This window comes from Streptomyces sp. ASQP_92, from assembly GCF_025399895.1.
In the GTDB taxonomy this organism is placed as follows: Bacteria; Actinomycetota; Actinomycetes; order Streptomycetales; family Streptomycetaceae; genus Streptomyces.
In genome coordinates, this window is record NZ_JAODUA010000017.1 from 1 (window position 1) to 18,366 (window position 18,366).

Here is an 18,366-nt window from a genome sequence, read left to right on the forward strand (position 1 = left end):
CTCACGTGGCGAGTCCAGCTCATCACGCTCCGGATCGCGGGTACGGGCTTCACGTGGCCGTGGCGCGGAGTCCGCGCACGGGAACCGCGCCTCCAGGACACCGCGCCACGGCCCACCCCGCTGAATGAGCCGCCGACGACGCGGGCGGCCCCGGTCGGCATGCGCTCGCCCCCGAACTCCTGAGTTCTCGTCCCTCGGGACTCCTGAGTTGTCGAGGCGCCGGCGCCTTCTTCATCGTGGTCCGCGTGGGCCGAGCCGGTGGTCGAGCGCGGCACCCACCTCGGGGCAGTTCTGCCGGATGACGTCGAGGAAGGCCTTCAGTGCCGGGGAGCGGTCCCGGGCCTGGAAGGACAGGACCAGGTCGGGCAGAGGCGTGTGCGGGGTCACCTCGCAGAACCACGTGCCCCGCCGTGGAGCCGCGAGCATGCGGGAGGGCCCCAGGCCGACGCCCACCCCGCAGGCGGCGAGGCCGATGATGGTGTGGACGTCCCTCGCGACGGTCGCGCCGGACAGCGCGGGGGAATCCTTGCCCAGCAGGGTTCGCAGGCCGGTGACGACGGCGGGCTCGTCCTCGCCCGACGCCACGATCAGTGGCTGGCGCCGCAGTTGGTCCACGTCCACTGCCGACTGCCCCGCGTACGGATGCGTGCTGCTCACGACCGCGACCAAGTGGTCGTGTCCGATCGGGACCGATACCAACTGCTCGGCCCCGACGCCTCGTGGCCGGCCGAGGCCGATCGCCACGTCGAGCTCGCCGGCGACGAGGGCGGCCGTGCTGCGGCTGGTCGCCATCTCCTGCAACTCGAGTCGTACGTCGGGGCGTTCGCGGCCGAACCGGCCGAGGACGTCCGGCAGGGGTTCGAGCAGCGCCGAGGCGATGAACCCCAGGCGCAGCCGTCCCGTCTCGCCGCGTGCCGCCCTGGCCGCATCGACCGAGGCCGCCGTGATCTCGTCGAGCGCTCTGCGGGCCCGGAGCAGGAAGGCCGCACCCGCGGCTGTCGGGAACACCCCCTGGCGGGTGCGGTCGAACAGACGGGCACCCACTTCTCGTTCGAGGTCGGCGATCTGCTTGGACAGGGGAGGCTGCGCGATGCCCAGCGCACCGGCCGCCCGGCCGAAGTGCGCGTGCTCGGCGAGGGCCAGTGCGTACCGCAGGTGCCGCGCCTCCACGTCAGCCTCCCCTCCTTCATATCTCCCGGGTATCGCGGGCCAGCTTGTCAGATCTTTCAATGGATGACCGGAGTCGGGTCACGTGGAATGCGGGCATGACTGCTACTCCCTCCACCGACACCGACACCGGCACCGACACCGACACTCTCTTCGTCTTTGTGCACGGGGCCTGGCACGGTTCCGCGCAGTGGGCGGCGACGCAGCGCGCCCTCGCAGCGCTCGGTGCCGCGAGCACGGCCGTCGACCTGCCGGGGCACGGCTTCGATGCCCCGCTGCCCAGCGGATACCTCCAGCCGGGCCAGCCGGGCCTGTTGACCGAGAAGTCCGCGCTCGCCACCGTGACGATGGACGACAGCGCCGAGGCCGTGCTGGACACCCTGCGGCACACCCGCCACTACCGTCGTGTCGTGCTCGTCGCGCACAGCGCGGGCGGCGGCCCGGCGTCACTCGCCGCCGAGCGAGCACCCGAACTCGTCGACGAGATCGTCTACCTATCGGCGTTCGTGCCCGCCGGTCGGCCCCGGTTCTTCGACTACCTCGGCTCGCCCGAGAACGCCACGGCAGGTGGCCGGAGTCTGAACCTCGGCGACCCGGGGGAGCTGGGCGCCGTGCGGATCAACCCGCTCTCGCAGGACCCCGCCTACATCGAGGAACTGCGGCAAACCCACTACCACGACACCCCCCGGGACCGCTTCGACCGCTGGCGCTCGGCCCTGAGCCCCGATCTGCCTCTGGCGATCCCCACCACCCCCGTCATCGTGACGCCGGGCCGGTGGGGGCGTATCCCGCGGACCTTCCTGCGCTGCGCGGACGACCGGGCACTGCCGCCGGCCGTGCAGGACCTGATGATCGCGGAAGCCGACCGGGCCATGCCCGGCGACCCGTTCACCGTACGCACCCTCCCGGGCAGCCACAGCCCGTTCGCCGCCAGGCCCCATGAACTCGCCGCGGCGCTGCTGCCGTGAACGGCGGACGCCTCGCACCGCCCGGTGGTGTCGCATGGGCAGGCTGCCGCCACTCGTAAAGCCGCCCCATCAGCTGGTGGTCTGGGCGGGCGGAAGACCGTCGACCTGCGCGGCGGGACAGACGATGAGCGGAATGCGCAGCGCCGGCACCCCGGGTGGTTCGCCGGGGGCAGAAGAGGGCCCGGTCGACGAAGGAGTTCGCTGATGCACGGGTACCGGTGTGCCTGCGCTGGGCGGTTGGGGACGTGACGCCACATCGACAGGGTGGGGCCTACGCGAGGGCGGACCCCTCAGGGAGACGGCTCGCGGCCCGGCGCAGGGCGTGGGGTGGTTGGCCCTCCCAGCGGTGGACGGCGCGGCGCAGAGCGCGGACGTCGCTGTAGCCGACGCGGGCGGCGATCGACTGGAGGGGCAGGTCGGTGGTGCGCAGGAGGTCCATCGTGTGCTGTTGGCGCACCGCCTCGATCTCCTCGCGCCAGTTGGTGCCCAGCTCGCCCAGGCGGCGCTGGAGGGTACGCGGGCTCATGGCCAGGCGTTGGGCCACGCCCTCCAGAGACGCGCTGTCCTCGTGCAGGGCGACGATCAGGGTCGCGCGGAATCTGTCGAGCCATCGCGGGACGGGTCTGGACGCGGCCAGGGTCAGGTCGGCATGGCGGACGAGGATCTTCTCCAGGCCCGGCTGCGCCGTGGGCAGAGGAGCGCGCACGTCGTCGTCGAGGAAGGTGAGGGAGTTGAACGGGGCGTCGAAAACGATGTTCCGGGTGCCGAAGAACTCGACCAGCCGACGGTGCTCGGGCGGCGGCCGGTGGGAGAAGGTGACGCGGAGCGGGACGATCGGACGCCGGGTGGCCGCCCGGGCCCGGGTGAGGAACATGGCCAGGGCGAAGACGTCGATGGCCTCGACCACCTCGGGGACCCAACTGCCGGTGCCATGGCGGATGGTGAAGTACTTTCCGTCTTCGAGCGTGTGGAGTTTCTCCCCGGCCGGGTCGCCGACGCACTCCAGATAGGCGATGGCCCGCTTGAGGGTCTCCCTGAGGTTCTCGCCGGTGGTGACCAGGTAGTCCCACAGACCGAAGGTGCCGATCGGGGCGTGGCCGGCTATCAGCGCGCCGATGGCCGATCCCGGCTCCGTCAGCGTGAGTTGCTCCCACAGGACGAGGGCGGTGGGGGTCGATACGCGCGACAGGTCGTCGCGCAGCACCTCGGGGTCGAGGTCGGGCAGCCGAGCGAACCGGCCCATGTCCGTTCCCGAGCGGCGTACCGATTCGAGGATGAACCGTGCCAGGTGGACGGAGACCGTGCCTTCGTTCACATGGGACTGCATAAGGCGAGTGACATTACCAGCATGTGGCGGAAAACTGGCGTGAGTTGACCCCTCCCTGTCGTGAACGGTCCTCTTGTGACGTGATCGGTCCGCCTGTGACGCGAAGGGTTCCGCGGTGGCGTGAAAGGTCCCCTTCATGACGTCCGGGCGCCCTTATCCGCCTCGGCCGAGGCGCTCTAGGTTCAGCGGTGGGCCGGGTGGGTGGTGGGCCGGGGGGATCGGCCGCGCGCCGGCGACCGCCCGGCTGCCCCTCACCGGGCCGGGCTCTCCACCGGTATCCGCTGAAACGAGACACCTATGCGACGGTCGTACCACGCGGCACACATCTACATGATCCTGGGGGTCGTATCCGGGCTGTACTACCGCGAGTTCACCAAGCTCAACGACTTCGACGGGCAGACCCAGCTCGGCCTCATGCACACGCACCTGCTCGCGCTGGGCATGCTGGTCTTCCTCGTCGTCCTCGTCCTGGACAAGCTGTTCCAGCTCTCGGGGACCCGGATGTTCACCCTCTTCTTCTGGATCTACAACGCGGGCATCGTCGTCTCCGTCGCCATGATGCTCGTCCACGGCAATCTGACGGTGCTCGGCCGGTCCGTGCCCGTGGGGGTCTCGTTGACCGCCGGGCTCGGCCACATCCTCCTCACGCTCGGGCTCGTCCTGCTGTTCGTCCTCCTCGGCAGACGTGTCAAGGACCTCACCAAGTCGCCCGCGTGACGGATCGCGTCGGCCACGGCGCCCCACATCACGGCGAAACCCGCCGGAGAAGCCTCACTCCCCCGCACCGAATCGGAGACGAGCACACGATGAAGACACTTCAGACCGCGACGCTGCTGACAGCGACCCTCACCACCGGGCTGATGGCCGGGTTGTTCACCGCCTTCGCCTATGCGGTCATGCCCGGCCTGGGGCGGTCGTCCGACCAGGCGATGGTCGAGGCGATGCAGAACATCAACAAGGCCATCGTCAACCCCTTCTTCATGCTCCTGTTCATGGGGTCGCTCCCGCTCCTGGGACTGGCCGTGTTCCTGGCCTGGAAGGGCCACGGCAGACCCGCGCTGCCCTGGCTCGTCGCGGCGCTCGTGCTGTACCTGATCGCGTTCGTCGTGACCAGCGGGGTCAACGTCCCCCTCAACGACAAGCTCGCCAAGGCCGGAGACCCGCGGCACATGAAGGATCTCGGCGCCGTCCGGCAGGAGTTCGAGAGCGCGTGGGTCACCTGGAACGCCGTCCGTGCCCTCCTGCACGCCGCGGCGTTCGGCTGCCTGGTCTGGGCCCTGGTGGTGTACGGCGCCCACCGGCTCCATGAGAGCGACACGGCGGGCCCGGCCGGCTACGGGACGCATGGTCCCGCCCTCGCGAACTCGTACCATCGGCCCTCGCCCGAGCAGCCGTGGAGCGCCGGGCCCCGGGGGTGACGCGAAGGCCGGGCCTCATCGTGGCGAGAGCCGGGAGGCGACGTCCTGGGCAGCCTGGTTGAACGCCTGGATCTGGGGCGCGGTGTTGGTGACGAGCCAGGTGGGGGCCCAGTCCAAGGGGGGCGCGTCGCTGAACGGAACGTAGACGACGCCGGGGCGCGCGTAGAAGCGGGCCACCTGCGCGCCCATCACGAAGACGCCTTCGCCGGCGTCGATCAGGGCCAGTGCCTCCTGGAGCGTTTCGAACTGCGGGCCCGGTTCGACGGGGCAGCCGTCGGGGGTGAGTTCGGGGGTGCGGTCCGCGCGCCAGTAGCCCGGGAAACCCTCGGCCACCTGCAACATCTTGACCGCGGCGAGATCCTCCAGTGAAACGCTGTCCCGGCGGGCGAACGGGTGCCGGGACGACACTCCCAGCACCCGACTCTCGGAGAACAGGACCGGCCCGGTGACCATGTCGGGCTCGTTGTGCGGCAGGCTCACGACCAGGAGGTCGACGTCTCCCGCGCGCAGCCGCCGGAGACTGTCGACGATCTGCAGCTCCCTGGGCCGAGCCCGCCAGCCGGGGTTGCGCCGGGTGAACAACTGGGCGGCCTGGACCATGAGTTGGCCCGCCGCGGCGCCGAGGAAGCCGACCTGGAGCTGGCTGCGGACGCCATGTGCGGCGTTGGTCGCCTTCTGGAGTCCGCTCTCGATCTGGTCGTAGGCCGGCCGCAGGTCGTCGTGCAGCAGTCGGCCGGCCTCGGTGAGCCCGACGTGGCGGCTGCTGCGGTCGAACAGCGGCGTCCCGATGCGGCGTTCCAGCTTCTTGATGGTCTGGCTTATCCGGGCGGTGCTCACGTGCAGGCGCTCGGCCGTGCGGCCGAAGTGCAACTCCTCGGCCAGCGTGAGAAACGCCTCGAGTTCGAGCCGCTCCAGCACGTGAACCTCCGGACGTTAAACACACCTTAATGACCGTTGCACTATGGCACCTTGTCGGCGGATCCGGCCCCCTGGAGTCTGAACGGGCCGGCGAAAAGACGTCCTGTCGTCCAGATCGCCAAGGCGCACGAGATCGGCGAGGCCGGACACACCGCCGGAAAGTCCTCACCGTCTCCGCCCGGCCCCGCCCCTTCTCACGAGAGCAGAACCATGCGTTTGTTCCTTTCTTCCTGGAAACTCGGCGACGCGCCCGAGCTGTTGGACGACCTCGTCGGTCAGGGCCGCAGGGCGGCCGTCGTCGGCAACGCGCTGGACGCCCTCCCCGACGCGCACCGCAGGCAGGCCACCGGGCGGGAGATCGCGATGCTGCGCGAGCGCGGCTACCGGGTGACCGAGGTGGACCTGCGGGACCACTTCACCGATGCGGGCGGCCTCGCGGAGCACCTGGCCGGCTTCGACGTCATCTGGGTCCACGGCGGCAACCCGTTCGTCCTGCGGCTGGCCCTGGCCCTCAGCGGCGCCGACGAGATCCTGACCGCGCTGCTGCGGCGCGACGCCGTGGCCTACGCCGGCTGGAGCGCGGGCGCCTGCGTCCTGTCGCCCACGCTGCGCGGGCTCGAACTCGTCGACGACCCCGCCGACACCGTCACCGCCTACGGCCGCCCGGCGCTCTGGGACGGACTCGGTCTCCTGGACTACGCGTTCGTCCCCCACTATCGCTCGCCCATCCCCGAGAGCGAGCCCATCGAGCGCGTCGTGGAGCGCTACGAGCACGAGAAGGTGCCCTACCGCGCCCTTCGCGACGGCGAGGTCACCGTCATCGGTCAGCCGTCGACCGCCGCACGCCGCTGATCACTCCCGAACCCCGAAGGAGCACCTCATGACGTCCGTACGACTCCCCGTCGACAAGCTGGCCCCGCACATCAACCGCGCCCTCAACTCGCTCGACGCGGCCTCCCGGAAGGTCGGCCTGGAGCCCGCGCTGCTGGAGCTGGTACGGGCACGCGCCTCCCAGCTCAACGGCTGTGCCTACTGCGTCGATCTGCACACGCGGGACGCACGCACGGCCGGGGAGACCGAACAGCGGCTGTACGCGCTGCCCGTCTGGCGTGAGACACCGTTCTTCACCGACCGCGAGCGGGCCGCCCTGGAACTGACCGAGGCGGCGACCCGCCTCACCGAGGGCCCCGTCACCGACGAGGTGTTCGACCGGGCGTCCGCCGCGTTCGGTGAGGTCGAACTCGCCGAGCTGATCTGGGCCATCGCCGTGATCAACGCCTGGAACAGACTCGGCGCCACCGCTCGCCCCTGGCCGCTCGACTGACCGCGGGGGCGCGGCCGCCCCCGCGGTCAGGGGGTGGCCGTGGACACCACGAAGACCACCGGCTTGTCGGGGTCCGTCTCGTCGACGGTGATGTTCTGGGTCGGCAGCGGGTCCTTCTGGGTGTGGGTGGTGGCCGCCCAGTCGTGGCCCGCCGGGAAGGTCCAGCCGACCCGGCGCGCGTCCTCGGGGCCGATCGTCACGTCGCCCGGCTTGAGGGCGGCCGTGCTGGTGCCGCTCTCCTTCATGAACTCCGCGAGCCCCGCCGCGTTCGTCATGAACTGGACGTACAGCTTGCTGACCTTCCAGCTGTTCGTCTCGTAGTAGGCGACGTCCGTCGCGTCCGTGGGCACCGGCACCTCGTAGATGCGGCGCTGGGTCTTGGACGGCCAGTCCTTCTGGAGGCCGCGCGCCGAGGCCTCGGACTCCTTGTCGCGGCCGCTGGTGCGGCTCTGCTCGGCGGAGATCGCCAGATAGCCGGCCGGCACGCCGATGAGCAGCACGATGATGACGGCGGTGATCCAGCGCCGCCGGATCATGTGCTGCCGGGTCTCGGGGGGTTTCTCGTCCGGCGGCGGGGACTGGCGGGGCACCGCGGGGCGGTCGGACGGTGTCATGAGTCGGATTCCTGGGTGGTGCGGGTGGTGCCCGTCCTGAGGACGGCTTCGGCTGCCTTGGCGTACCGCTCGTAGCGCTCCACGCGGCGGCGGTTGGCGCGGCGGAAGCGGCGGGCCACCAGGCGGGCGAGGTCGGCGGCGCCGACCATGCCCGCCTCGGGGCCCAGCTGGGCCTTGGCGATCCTGGCCTCCGGGCGGTAGCCCCGGCCGGTGAGGTGGCGTTTGAAGGCGTCCCTGGCGGGGCCGATCAGGAGGTCGTCGGCGGCGCTGACGCCCCCGCCGATGACGAAGCAGGAGGGGTCGAGGGCGGCCGCCAGATTGGCGATGCCGACACCGAGCCACTGCCCGATGTCCTGGAGCAGCTCGACACACATGGCGTCGCCCTCGCGGGCCAGCTCGGTGATGAGCGGCCCGGTGATCTCGGGGATGTTCCCGCCGACGCGCTCGATGATGTTGTATGCCACCGGGGACTCGGCCGCGGCCAGTTCGCGGGCCTCGCGCACCAGCGCGTTCCCGGAGCTGTACTGCTCCCAGCAGCCCCGGTTGCCGCAGGCGCAGCGGTGTCCGCCGGGAACGACCTGCATATGGCCGAACTCGCCGGCGACCCCGTACTTACCGCGTTTGACCTGGCCGTCCTCCAGGATCGCGCCGCCGATGCCGGTGCCGAGCGTGATCATGACGAGGTGGTCCTCGCCGCGTCCGGCGCCGAAGCGCCACTCCGCCCAGGCGGCCGTGTTGGCGTCGTTGTCGACCATCACGGGGACCGCGAGCCGGGCCTGGAGTGCGTCGCGCAGCGGCTCGTTGCGCCAGGCGAGGTGCGGGGCGAACAGGATGGTCGAGCGGTCCGCGTCGACCCAGCCGGCCGCGCCGATGCCCACCGCGTGCACGTCGTGCCGGTCGGAGAGGTCGAGCACGAGCTCGGTGATGGTGTCCTCGACGACCTTGGGGCTCTTGGACTTGTCCGGGGTCTCCGTGCGGAGCTTCTCCAGGATGTTGCCGTCCGCGTCGACGACGCCGGCCATCACCTTCGTACCGCCGATGTCGATGCCGACGGTGGGGACCCGGGGGGCCGTCAGGTGCGAGCGGCGTTCCCGGGTGCCTACGGTGCGCAGCACGGTGGCCCGGGCGGAACCCCGGTGGGCTAGGGCGAAGTCGCGGTACGTGGTCATCGGGCCCGATTCTGCCACCCCCGGCGTGCGCTCACCGTGCGCGAGGGGCCGCCCCGGTGGCCCGGGGCGGCCGGTTCACTCCGGGTCGGACGGGCCGCCGGGGCGGCCGGGCGCGGGGGCCCGCTGGAGTTCGTGGCTGAGTTCCTCCAGCTCGCTGCCGCCCGCCATCTGGCGGGTCAGCTCGTCCAGGGTGATGTCGGAGCGCAGATGGCTGCCCGTCATCGCGCCGCGCTTGAGGAGCACGAAACGGTCCCCGACGAGATAGGCGTGATGGGGGTTGTGCGTGATGAGAACCACGCCGAGTCCGGCGTCCCGGGCGGCGGCGACGTACTTCAGGACGACACCGGACTGCTTCACGCCGAGCGCGGCGGTCGGCTCGTCGAGGACGAGGACCTTCGCGCCGAAGTACACCGCGCGCGCGATGGCGACGCACTGGCGCTCACCGCCGGACAGGGTGCCGATCGGCTGGTCGACGTCGCGCAGGTCGATGCCCATGCGCAGCAGTTCGGCGCGGGTGGTGGCACGCATCGTGTCCACGTCGAGGCGCTTGAAGGGGCCCTTGCCCTTGGTGGGCTCGGAGCCGAGGAAGAAGTTGCGCCACACCGGCATCAGGGGGACCACGGCCAGGTCCTGGTAGACGGTGGCGATGCCCCGGTCCAGGGCCTCGCGGGGGTTGCTCAGCGAGACGTCCTCGCCCTCGATGCGGAAGGCCCCCGCGTCGTGCCGGTGAAGCCCCGCGATGATCTTGATGAGGGTGGACTTGCCGGCCCCGTTGTCGCCCAGGACACAGGTGATCTCCCCGGCGTGCACCTCCAGGGAGACGCCTTCCAGGGCGCGGATGTTGCCGTAGTACTTGCTGACGTCGTCGAGTTCGACGAGGGCGGTGCCGTCCGCCGTCACGTCCGGCCGCTCAGGGGTCGTCGTCATGCTGTCGCCTCCGCCCGCTTGCGCACCCACGCGTTGAGCAGGGTGGCGAGCAGGAGCATCGCTCCGAGGAAGAACTTGAACCAGTCCGGGTTCCACTCCGCGTAGACGATGCCCTTGCTGGTCATGCCGAAGATGAACGCGCCGACCGCGGAGCCGATCGCCGAGCCGTAGCCGCCGGTGATGAGGCAGCCGCCGATGACGGCCGCGATGATGTAGATCAGTTCGTTGCCGACGCCCTCGCCGGACTGCACCACGTCGAACGAGAACAGCAGATGCTGTCCGGAGACCCAGGCCGCGAAGGCGACGCCCATGTACAGGCCGATCTTCGTCTTGAAGACCGGGACGCCGACCGCGCGGGCCGCGTCCGCCTGGCCGCCCACCGCGAAGATCCAGTTGCCGAAGCGGGTCCGCAGCAGGATCCAGGTGGCGACCGCGACCAGCGCGAACCACCACAGGATGGTGACCTTCAGGTCGACGGAGCCGAGGGTGAGCTGGGAGGCGAAGAGCTTCTTCGCGGACTCGAAGCCCTCCATGTCGGCGATGGACTTCGTGGAGACCGTGCCGCTGATCAGCTTGGTGAAGCCGAGGTTGAGGCCGGTCAGCATCAGGAAGGTGCCGAGCGTGATGATGAAGCTCGGGAGTCTGGTACGGGTCAGCATGAAGCCGTTGAACGCGCCGATGGCGACGGTGACCAGCAGGGAGACCGCCACCCCCACCCAGACGTTCGCCGTCATCTGGTAGCTGAACATCGACGACACCAGCGCCGAGGTCGTCACCAGCACACCGGCCGACAGGTCGAACTCGCCGCCGATCATCAGCAGCGCGACCGGCACCGCCATGATGCCGATCGTCGAGGCCGCGTACAGGACGGTCGAGAGGCTGGAGGGCTGGAGGAAGCTGTCGGCGACGATGGAGAAAAAAAGGAAGACGGCGCCGGCGCCGACGACGGAGCCGAGCTCGGGTCGGCCCAGGATCTTGCGCCAGACCGAGCGGCGCAGGAGCCGCTCGTCCGCGGCGGTGTCGGTCGCGGTGGTCATCGCGTCCCCCGGTCCGTGTACGCCTTCAGCTCGGCGGCCTGGTCCTTGGTGATGATCTGGGGTCCGGTCAGCACCGGAAGCCCGCCGCCGAGCACGTCGGCGTTGTACTTGTAGAGCCAGAGCAGATCGACGGCCTCGTACCCCTGGAGGTAGGGCTGCTGGTCGACGGCGAAGCCGAGGGTGCCGGACTTCAGGGCCACGGCCACCTTGGCGTTGAGGTCGAAGGTGTCGATCTCGGCGGAGCTGCCGGCCGACTGCTTGGCCTTGACGGCCGTGTCGGCGAACGGCGCGCCGAGGGTGACGACGGCGTCGATGGAGGGGTCCGCCTGGAGCTTGGCCTCGATGGAGGACTGCACGTCGGGCATGCTGGTGCCGGTGACGTAGAGGTTCTGCACCTCGCCCTTGAAGGACTTCTTGGTGCCCGCGCAGCGCTGTTCGTGGCCCACGTTGCCCTGCTCGTGCAGGACGCAGAGCGCCTTCTTCCGGCCCCGCTTGGTGAGCTCCTCGCCGACGGCCTCGCCCGCGATGGTCTCGTCCTGGCCGATGTGGGTGAGCGCCCCGAACTCCTTGGACTTCTCCGAGCCCGAGTTCACCGTGATCACCGGGATGCCGGCCTTCTCCGCCTTGGCGACGACGTCCTTGAGGGCGTCCGGCTTGGCGAGCGTGACGATCAGCCCGTCGACCTTCTGGTCGATGGCGGCCTGCACGAACTGGGCCTGCTGCTGGCCCTGGTCGCTGTGCGAGTAGAGGAAGTCGATGTTGTCCTTGGTCGCGGCCTGCTTGGCGCCGCTCTGGACGATGTCCCAGAACGTGTCGCCGTCGCCCGAGTGGGTGACCATCGCGAACTTCCAGCGGGGCGTGTTCACCGCGGCCCTGCCCTGGGCCTGCGCGGACTTGCGCGCGTCCTCGGCGCGCTTGCCGCCGGTGCTGCTGCACCCCGCCAAGGAGGCCCCGAGCACCGCTGCCAGCACCGCGCCCATGACGCGTACCCCTGTCCCAACCCTTGCCACGACGCCGTGCCCTTCTTGCTGTACCACCGGGTGCCGCCGGGGCTGGTTCAGGCCTGCCCCGGCCGCCCAAGTATGGGTCACGCGGAGCCCGCGGGGGATCATCGGGTACCGCGGGCGGTGTACTTCTCCAGCGTGGGCACGTCCTTCGCGGTGACGATCGCGGGGCCGGTCAGGACCGGCCTGCCGCCGCCGATGACATCGCCGTTGGTCTTGTTCAGCCACAGCTCGTCCACCGCGAGATAGCCCTGGAGATAGGGCTGCTGGTCGACGGCGAAGCCGATCTGCTCCGCCTTGAACTGCTTGATGACGGCCGCGTTCAGGTCGAAGGTGTCGATCTCGGCGGAGCTGCCCGCGTCCGCCTTCGCCTTGACCGCGGCGGCCGCCATCGGCGCGCCGAGCGTGACCACCGCGTCGATGTCCTTGACCGACTGGAGCTTGGCCTCGATGGAGGAGGTCGAGGCGGGCGTGTTGGTGCCGTCCACGTTCAGGTTCTCGACGCTGCCCCCGAACGTCTTTCGCACTCCCGCGCAGCGCTGTTCGAGCGAGACGTTGCCCTGCTCGTGGATGACGCAGAGGACCTTCTTGCGGCCCCGCTTCGTGAGTTCGTCCCCGACCGCCTCGCCGGCCACGCCCTCGTCCTGGCCGATGTGGCCGAGCGCGCCGAGTGCCTTCGAGGAGTCGGCGCCGGAGTTGATGGTGACGACGGGTATCCCGGCGGCGACGGCCTTCTTGACGACGTCCTTGAGGGCCTCGGGTTTGGCGAGCGTGACGACGAGCCCGTCGACCTTCTGGTCGATGGCCGCCTGCACCAACTGGGCCTGCTGCTGACCCTCCTTGTTCGCCGAGTACAGGAAGTCGACGTTGTCCTTGGCCGCGGCCTGTTTCGCGCCGCTCTGGACGATGTCCCAGAACGTGTCGCCCTCACCGGAGTGGGTCACCATCGCGATCTTGAGGCGGGGGGTGTCCACCGCTCTGCCGCCGCTCGCCGGCGCGGAGGCCTTGTCCTCGGAGGACTTGCCGCCCGAGCTGCTGCAACCGCCGGCCGTGAGCACCAGTGCGGCGGCGGCCACGGCCGCCGTGGTCGCCGTGCGGGGTGTGCGCATGGGTTCCGCCTTCTGTCCCGGCCGCCCGGTTGCGGCACGTGAGTTCTAGCGGCGCCGCCACGACCCCGTCAATACTTTGTCCGAACATTCTGACGCGGTGACGTCGAGGGTGACCGGCGTGCCGGTGCCGCCACCGGCTTCACGGGCGTACGAGGAGCTGGAACTCGAAGGAGTAGCGCGAAGCGCGGTAGATGTGTGAGCCGAACTCGACGGCCCGGCCGGTGTCGTCGAAGGTGGTGCGCTCCATGGTGAGCAGCGGTGCGCCCTCGGTCTCGGTCAGCAGGTCGGCCTCCCGGGCGGTGGCGGCCCGGGCGCCCACCGTCTGGCGGGCGCTGTGCAGGGTGATGCCCGCGCCCCGCATCAGCCGGTAGAGCCCGGTCCCCTCCAGGTACTCGGTGTCCAGCGGAAGCAGTCCGGCCGGCAGGTGGTTGCGCAGCCGGGCCATGGGCTCGCCGTGCGCGTACCGCAGCCGCTCCACCCGGTGTACGTCGCTGCCCTCGGGCACCCCGAGCGCGGCCGCGACCTCGGCGGAGGCCGGCTCCAGGGCGTTGCGCAGCACGGTGGTGGCGGGCTTCTGGCCGGCCGCCTCCAGGTCGTCGTAGAGGCTGCTCAGTTCGAGCGGGCGCTTGACCTGGCTGTGCACGACCTGGGTGCCCACCCCGCGGCGGCGCACCAGGAGCCCCTTGTCGACCAGGGCCTGGATGGCCTGGCGGACGGTGGGGCGGGACAGGCCGAGCCGTCCTGCCAGGTCGATCTCGTTGCCGAGGAGGCTGCCGGGCGTGAGGGTGCCCTTCTCGATGGCCGCCTCCAGCTGCTGCGAGAGCTGGAAGTAGAGCGGGACCGGGCTGGTGCGGTCCACGCTGAGCTGGAGCGGCTTGGGGAAGTCCGGCACGGATCTGGGCTGCTTGGGCACGGGGCGAGCGTAGTGCGCCGGGGATGTTGACGGGAAGTCGTGAAGTTCGATTGTCAGGACAAAGTCTTGACAGGATCGATCACCCCGGTCACGGTGTGCCCATGCGTATCGCAGTGATCGGGACGGGACGGATCGGCGCCTTCCACGCGGGGGTCCTGGCCCGCCACCCGGAGGTCCACCACCTGGTGGTCGCGGACGCCGACGCGGCCCGCGCCGCCGAGGTCGCGGCACTGACCGGCGCGACGGCGAAGGCCACCGTGACCGAGGCGTTCACCGGGGCGGACGCGGTGGTGATCGCCTCGGCCACCTCCGCCCACGCCACGCTCATCGCGGCGGCCGCCCGGGCCGGGCTGCCCGTGTTCTGCGAGAAACCGGTGGCCCTGGACGTGCCGAAGACGTTGGAGGCGCTCCGCGCGGTCGAGGCGGCGGGCACCGAACTCCAGCTCGGCTTCATGCGCCGCTTCGACGCGGGCTACCGGCACGCCCGGGAGCTGCTGCGTTCGGGACGGCTCGGCCGGCTGCACACCGTACGGGCCGTGACCTCCGACCCGGCGCCGCCACCCGCCGCCTATCTGCCGCTGTCGGGCGGGCTCTACCGCGACTGCCTGGTCCACGACTTCGACATCGTGCGCTGGGTGACCGGCCGTGAGATCACGGAGGTGTACGCGACGGGCTCGGACGCGGGGCCCGCGATGTTCCGCGCGGCCGGCGACATCGACACGGCCGCCGCCGTCCTGACCCTGGACGACCACACCCTGGTGACGGCGACGGCCACCCGCTGCAACGGCGCCGGCTATGACGTCCGGCTCGAACTGGCCGGGGATCAGGACCAGTTCGCGGTGGGTCTGGACGACCGCACCCCGCTGACCTCGGCCGAACCGCAGGGCTCCGGCCGCCCCGACAAGCCGTGGACCGGCTTCCTCGAACGCTTCGCCCCCGCCTACGAAGCGGAGCTGGACGCCTTCGTCCGGCTGGTGCGCGGCGAGGCGGCCAACCCCTGCGACGGCCGGGACGCCCTGGCCGCCCTGCGCGTCGCGGAGGCGTGCGAACTGTCGCGCAGGGAGCGGCGGATGGTGCGGATGGACGAGATCTCGGCCGTCTGAGCCACACCTACCAGCGCACCGGGAGGCGCAGGGGGCCGCGCATCATCATGCCGGTGCGCCAATGGAGGGCCGCCGGATGGATGTCGAGGGCCAGGTCAGGACAGCGCTCGAGCAGGGTGCGTACCGCGATCCGGGCTTCGAGCCGGGCCAGCGGGGCGCCCAGGCAGTGGTGGATGCCGTGCCCGAAGGCGACATGGCCCCGGGCGTCGCGATGGATGTCGAAGCGGTCCGGCTCCGCGTACCGCGCCGGGTCGCGGTCGGCGTCGGCCAGCGCGACGAGCACCAACTGGCCACCGCCGGGCACCAGGGTCCCGGCGATCTCGACGGGTTCCCGCGTGAAGCGGGCCGTCGGCGTCTCGACCGGGCCGTCGTAGCGCAGCATCTCCTCCACCGCGTTGTCGATGAGCCCGTCGAAGTCGGCCCGCAGCGCGGCCAGTTGCCCGGGGTGGCCGAGCAGCGCGAGCATGCCGTTGGAGATGAGGTTGACGGTGGTCTCATGGCCCGCGATCAGGAGCAGCCACACCATGCCGAGGAGTTCGTCGTGGGAGAGGTGGTCGCCGCCCTCCTCGTCGGCGGCCCGGATCAACGCGCTGACCAGGTCGTCACCGGGGTGGGCGCGCTTGTCCGTGAGCAGCCGGGTCAGATACTCCTTGACCTCCGCGGCGGCGGCGAGCCGGTCGGCGAGGGCGGGCGCCGAGACGGAGATGTTGGACCACTCCCGGAACTTCTCCTGGTCGAGGGCGGGCACGCCGATGAGTTCGCCGATCACGGTGATCGGCAGCGGGAAGGACAGCGCCTCGACGAGGTCGGCCCGGCGGTCCGGGGCGGCCAGCATCGCGTCGACGAAGGTGTCCGTCATCTCCTGGACGCGCGGGGCGAGCGCCTCGATACGGCGGGCGGTGAACTCGCGCGTGACCAGTCTGCGCAGCCGGGTGTGGTTGGGCGGGTCGGAGCTGAGCATGGTGATGCCGGAGGAGACCTGCTGGACCCCGAGGCCGGGTGCCGCGTTGCGCCACTCCTTGGAGAGGCGGTCGTCGGCGAGGGCGGCCCGCCCCGCCTCGTACCCCACGACGAGCCAGGCCTCGGCCCCCTCGGGCATCCGGATGCGGTGCACGGGGCCCCGGCCGCGCAACTCGGCGTAGACCGGGTAGGGGTCGCGGGTGAAGTCCTCGCCCAGTGCGGCCAGATCGACTACTTCGCTGGTCAACGGGTGTCCCTCCAGGACGATCCGGTGGATATGAGCGGACAGTACGGCGCCCGGGGCGAAAGCGCAGGACCTTTCGAGGAGCGGATTCGGGAAACCGCCTCGCCCCCGGCGCCCCCCGCACCACTGCGGCGGGATGGTTCGGCCGCCTGCCAACTCACCGCCCGCTCAGGGGGCTTTACCCTGGGCGGAGCGAGGGAGGCAAGGTGCTGCGGCGTTGGTGGTTCATGGAGCGGCTGCGCCCGGCCGTGCCGGAGCGGCGGACGCCCGAGGTGTCCAAGGAGCGACAGCAGCTGGTCCTGGAGGAGTGGGCGGCGGCCCGGGAGCGGCTCGACCGGTTGGTGTCGGCGCGGGTGACGGCCGTCGGCGAGGTGCTGCGTGTGGCCGAACTCCCGCCGGACGCGGGTCTGTTCGCGCCGCCCGACTCCGATCCCCGCGCCCGCGGCGACTGCGCCTGGGCCTTCGACGCGTTCCAGGCGGCCGGCAAGCTGCTCGACGAGGCGGCCGACCTGCCCGACCTGGCGGCCGCGGCGGTCCTCGCCGACCGCGCCCTGGAACGGTTCGCGGCGGTGCACGCGCGGGCGGCCGGGCAAGCCGTGCCCAAGGCCGCCCGGCGCTGCTTCTACAACCCGCTGCACACGGCCGCCGAGGACCCCCACTCCCCCGCCCGCAAACAACACCGCCAACGCGCCAGACGCCGTACCGGACCGCGCGAGGCGGCGGCCGACCGGCGCCCCGCCTGCCCGTCCTGCCGCCGGGCGATCCTGGCCGGTCAGACGCCGGACGTCCTTCCGGCGCTCATCCCGGTGAAGCTGTCCCGGCTGCGCACGGCCCGGGTCCTGGTGCCGTACTACACCGTGCCGCAGCAGTGGTCGCTGTGGTCGGTCTGTGCCTGTGGGGCGTACGGGGACGAGTGGCCCTCGCTCGTGCTGCGCGGCGAGCACCGCAAGCGGGCGGCGGCCGCGCGCAGGGCGTGAGTCACCAGCGCACCGGCAGGTGGCGTACGCCCCGGATGAGCATCCCGGGCAGCCAGTCCAACTCGGCTTTCCCATCGGCCAGTTGGAGATCGGGGGCGCGTTCGAGGAGGGTGCGGATCGCGATCCGGCCCTCCATGCGGGCGAGCGGGGCGCCGAGGCAGAAGTGGATGCCGTGGCCGAAGGCGAGATGGCTCTGCGGGGTGCGGCGGATGTCGAACCGGTCCGGGTCGCGGTGGCGCCCCGGGTCGCGTCCCGCGGAGGCGAGGGCGATCAGGACGGGGGCGCCCGCCGGGACGAGGACCTCGCCGATGCGGACGGGCTCGCGGGTGAAACGGTAGGTGGCGGTCTCCACGGGCCCGCGCAGCATCTCCTCGACGGCGCCATCGATGAGGCCGTCGAAGTCGGCGCGCAGCGCGGCCAGTTGCTCGGGGTGGGTAAGCAGGGCGCGTACGCCGTTGGAGATCAGGTTGACGGTGGTCTCGTGGCCCGCGACGAGCAGCAGGAAGGCCATGCCGATGAGTTCGTCGTCGGAGAGCCGGTCGCCGCCCTCGTCGCGGGCCCGGATCAGGGCGCTGAGGAGGTCGTCGGCGGGGCCGGCCGAGCGCTTGGCGTCGATCAGGGCGGCCAGATATCCGCCGATCTCGCGGACGGCCTCTCCCCCGTCGTCCGTGAGCGGCGCGACGGCCTGGTTGGACAGCACCCGGAAGGCCTCGCGGTCGAGGTCGGGCACGCCGACCAGCTCGGAGATGACCGTCATCGGCAGCGGAAAGGCCAGCGAGTCGACCAGGTCGGCGGTGCGGCCGGGGGCGGCCAGCATGGTGTCCAGGAGCGCGTCGGTGACCTCCTGGACACGGGGCCGCAGCGCCTCGACGCGGCGCGGGGTGAACTCCCGGGCCACGAGACCCCGCAGCCGGGTGTGCTGCGGCGGGTCGGTCTCCAGCATGTTGGAGCTGACGGGCAGTTCGACGTAGTCCACCTCGGCCAGCGGCCGCCAGTCCTTGACCAGACGCGGGTCGGCCAGCGCGGACCTGGCCTCCTCGTGGCCGACGATCAGCCAGACGTCCCCACCGGTCGTCGGCGTGCGCACCAGATGGACCGGTCCCGCGGCACGCAACGCGGCGTACGTCGGGTAGGGGTCGGCGTTGAACTCCTCGGCGTGCTCACTCAGATCGACAACCGGCATGGCC

Annotated in this window: 20 protein-coding genes; 8 read left to right on the forward strand and 12 right to left on the reverse strand. The window is 71.2% G+C overall.

Annotated features, from left to right (window positions below):
- A partial coding sequence (locus tag N4G70_RS28340; protein ID WP_261715585.1) for a hypothetical protein occupies positions 1–183 on the forward strand: 183 nt, incomplete at its 5' end.
- 48 nt (positions 184–231) lie between these two features.
- On the opposite strand, the gene N4G70_RS28345 is transcribed toward N4G70_RS28340, so the two are convergent.
- Positions 232–1,170: a LysR family transcriptional regulator gene (locus N4G70_RS28345; RefSeq protein ID WP_261715586.1), complete on the reverse strand. Its 939-nt coding sequence runs from the start codon at positions 1,168–1,170 to the stop codon at positions 232–234.
- Between the two features lie 95 nt (positions 1,171–1,265).
- Here N4G70_RS28345 and N4G70_RS28350 point away from each other — a divergent pair, with 95 nt between their 5' ends.
- Positions 1,266–2,135 carry an alpha/beta fold hydrolase gene (locus N4G70_RS28350; protein ID WP_261715587.1) on the forward strand — a complete coding sequence of 290 codons (870 nt, stop codon included), beginning with the start codon at positions 1,266–1,268 and terminating at the stop codon, positions 2,133–2,135.
- A 271-nt stretch (positions 2,136–2,406) separates the two neighbouring features.
- Here N4G70_RS28350 and N4G70_RS28355 read toward each other — a convergent pair whose 3' ends face one another.
- Positions 2,407–3,450 (reverse strand): AraC family transcriptional regulator, encoded by a 1,044-nt coding sequence (locus N4G70_RS28355; protein ID WP_261715588.1) that lies wholly within the window; start codon positions 3,448–3,450, stop codon positions 2,407–2,409.
- A 309-nt stretch (positions 3,451–3,759) separates the two neighbouring features.
- Here N4G70_RS28355 and N4G70_RS28360 point away from each other — a divergent pair, with 309 nt between their 5' ends.
- Both N4G70_RS28360 and N4G70_RS28365 read left to right on the forward strand, forming a co-directional pair.
- Positions 3,760–4,179 (forward strand): DUF2871 domain-containing protein, encoded by a 420-nt coding sequence (locus N4G70_RS28360; protein WP_261715589.1) that lies wholly within the window; start codon positions 3,760–3,762, stop codon positions 4,177–4,179.
- A gap of 89 nt (positions 4,180–4,268) precedes the next feature.
- Entirely contained in the window at positions 4,269–4,880 is a 612-nt protein-coding gene (locus tag N4G70_RS28365) for a DUF1772 domain-containing protein (RefSeq protein WP_261715590.1), read from the forward strand.
- Positions 4,881–4,895: 15 nt separating this feature from the next.
- On the opposite strand, the gene N4G70_RS28370 is transcribed toward N4G70_RS28365, so the two are convergent.
- Positions 4,896–5,798 (reverse strand): LysR family transcriptional regulator, encoded by a 903-nt coding sequence (locus tag N4G70_RS28370; RefSeq protein ID WP_261715591.1) that lies wholly within the window; start codon positions 5,796–5,798, stop codon positions 4,896–4,898.
- Between the two features lie 210 nt (positions 5,799–6,008).
- Between N4G70_RS28370 and N4G70_RS28375 the strand changes: the two genes are divergently transcribed.
- Complete coding sequence (locus tag N4G70_RS28375) at positions 6,009–6,650, forward strand: Type 1 glutamine amidotransferase-like domain-containing protein (RefSeq protein WP_261715592.1); 642 nt, start codon at positions 6,009–6,011, stop codon at positions 6,648–6,650.
- Between the two features lie 28 nt (positions 6,651–6,678).
- A complete protein-coding gene (locus tag N4G70_RS28380) occupies positions 6,679–7,122 on the forward strand; it encodes a carboxymuconolactone decarboxylase family protein (RefSeq protein WP_261715593.1) in 444 nt (147 codons plus the stop codon).
- A gap of 26 nt (positions 7,123–7,148) precedes the next feature.
- On the opposite strand, the gene N4G70_RS28385 is transcribed toward N4G70_RS28380, so the two are convergent.
- The 7 genes from N4G70_RS28385 to N4G70_RS28415 form a co-directional block, all read right to left on the reverse strand.
- Positions 7,149–7,736: a hypothetical protein gene (locus N4G70_RS28385; protein WP_261715594.1), complete on the reverse strand. Its 588-nt coding sequence runs from the start codon at positions 7,734–7,736 to the stop codon at positions 7,149–7,151.
- Positions 7,733–8,905, reverse strand: coding sequence for an ROK family glucokinase (locus tag N4G70_RS28390; RefSeq protein ID WP_261715595.1), 1,173 nt, complete (start codon positions 8,903–8,905; stop codon positions 7,733–7,735). The genes N4G70_RS28385 and N4G70_RS28390 overlap by 4 nt, the downstream gene beginning before the upstream one ends.
- 75 nt (positions 8,906–8,980) lie before the next feature.
- On the reverse strand, positions 8,981–9,832 hold the full coding sequence (locus N4G70_RS28395) for an ATP-binding cassette domain-containing protein (protein ID WP_261715596.1): 852 nt from the start codon (positions 9,830–9,832) through the stop codon (positions 8,981–8,983).
- A complete protein-coding gene (locus tag N4G70_RS28400) occupies positions 9,829–10,869 on the reverse strand; it encodes an ABC transporter permease (protein ID WP_261715597.1) in 1,041 nt (346 codons plus the stop codon). Before N4G70_RS28400 ends, N4G70_RS28395 begins: the two co-directional genes overlap by 4 nt.
- Complete coding sequence (locus N4G70_RS28405) at positions 10,866–11,849, reverse strand: sugar ABC transporter substrate-binding protein (RefSeq protein ID WP_261715787.1); 984 nt, start codon at positions 11,847–11,849, stop codon at positions 10,866–10,868. Before N4G70_RS28405 ends, N4G70_RS28400 begins: the two co-directional genes overlap by 4 nt.
- A gap of 128 nt (positions 11,850–11,977) precedes the next feature.
- Positions 11,978–12,982 carry a substrate-binding domain-containing protein gene (locus N4G70_RS28410; protein WP_261715598.1) on the reverse strand — a complete coding sequence of 335 codons (1,005 nt, stop codon included), beginning with the start codon at positions 12,980–12,982 and terminating at the stop codon, positions 11,978–11,980.
- A gap of 139 nt (positions 12,983–13,121) precedes the next feature.
- Positions 13,122–13,841 carry a GntR family transcriptional regulator gene (locus tag N4G70_RS28415; RefSeq protein WP_315904303.1) on the reverse strand — a complete coding sequence of 240 codons (720 nt, stop codon included), beginning with the start codon at positions 13,839–13,841 and terminating at the stop codon, positions 13,122–13,124.
- Positions 13,842–13,996: 155 nt separating this feature from the next.
- On the opposite strand from N4G70_RS28415, the gene N4G70_RS28420 reads away from it, so the two are divergent.
- Complete coding sequence (locus N4G70_RS28420) at positions 13,997–14,998, forward strand: Gfo/Idh/MocA family oxidoreductase (RefSeq protein WP_261715599.1); 1,002 nt, start codon at positions 13,997–13,999, stop codon at positions 14,996–14,998.
- Positions 14,999–15,005: 7 nt separating this feature from the next.
- On the opposite strand, the gene N4G70_RS28425 is transcribed toward N4G70_RS28420, so the two are convergent.
- Entirely contained in the window at positions 15,006–16,205 is a 1,200-nt protein-coding gene (locus N4G70_RS28425; RefSeq protein WP_261715600.1) for a cytochrome P450, read from the reverse strand.
- A 203-nt stretch (positions 16,206–16,408) separates the two neighbouring features.
- Between N4G70_RS28425 and N4G70_RS28430 the strand changes: the two genes are divergently transcribed.
- Complete coding sequence (locus N4G70_RS28430; RefSeq protein WP_261715601.1) at positions 16,409–17,179, forward strand: hypothetical protein; 771 nt, start codon at positions 16,409–16,411, stop codon at positions 17,177–17,179.
- Between the two features lies 1 nt (position 17,180).
- Here N4G70_RS28430 and N4G70_RS28435 read toward each other — a convergent pair whose 3' ends face one another.
- The gene (locus N4G70_RS28435) at positions 17,181–18,362 is read right to left on the reverse strand and encodes a cytochrome P450 (protein WP_261715602.1); all 1,182 of its coding nucleotides are present in this window, start codon (positions 18,360–18,362) and stop codon (positions 17,181–17,183) included.
- Positions 18,363–18,366: the final 4 nt, after the last annotated feature.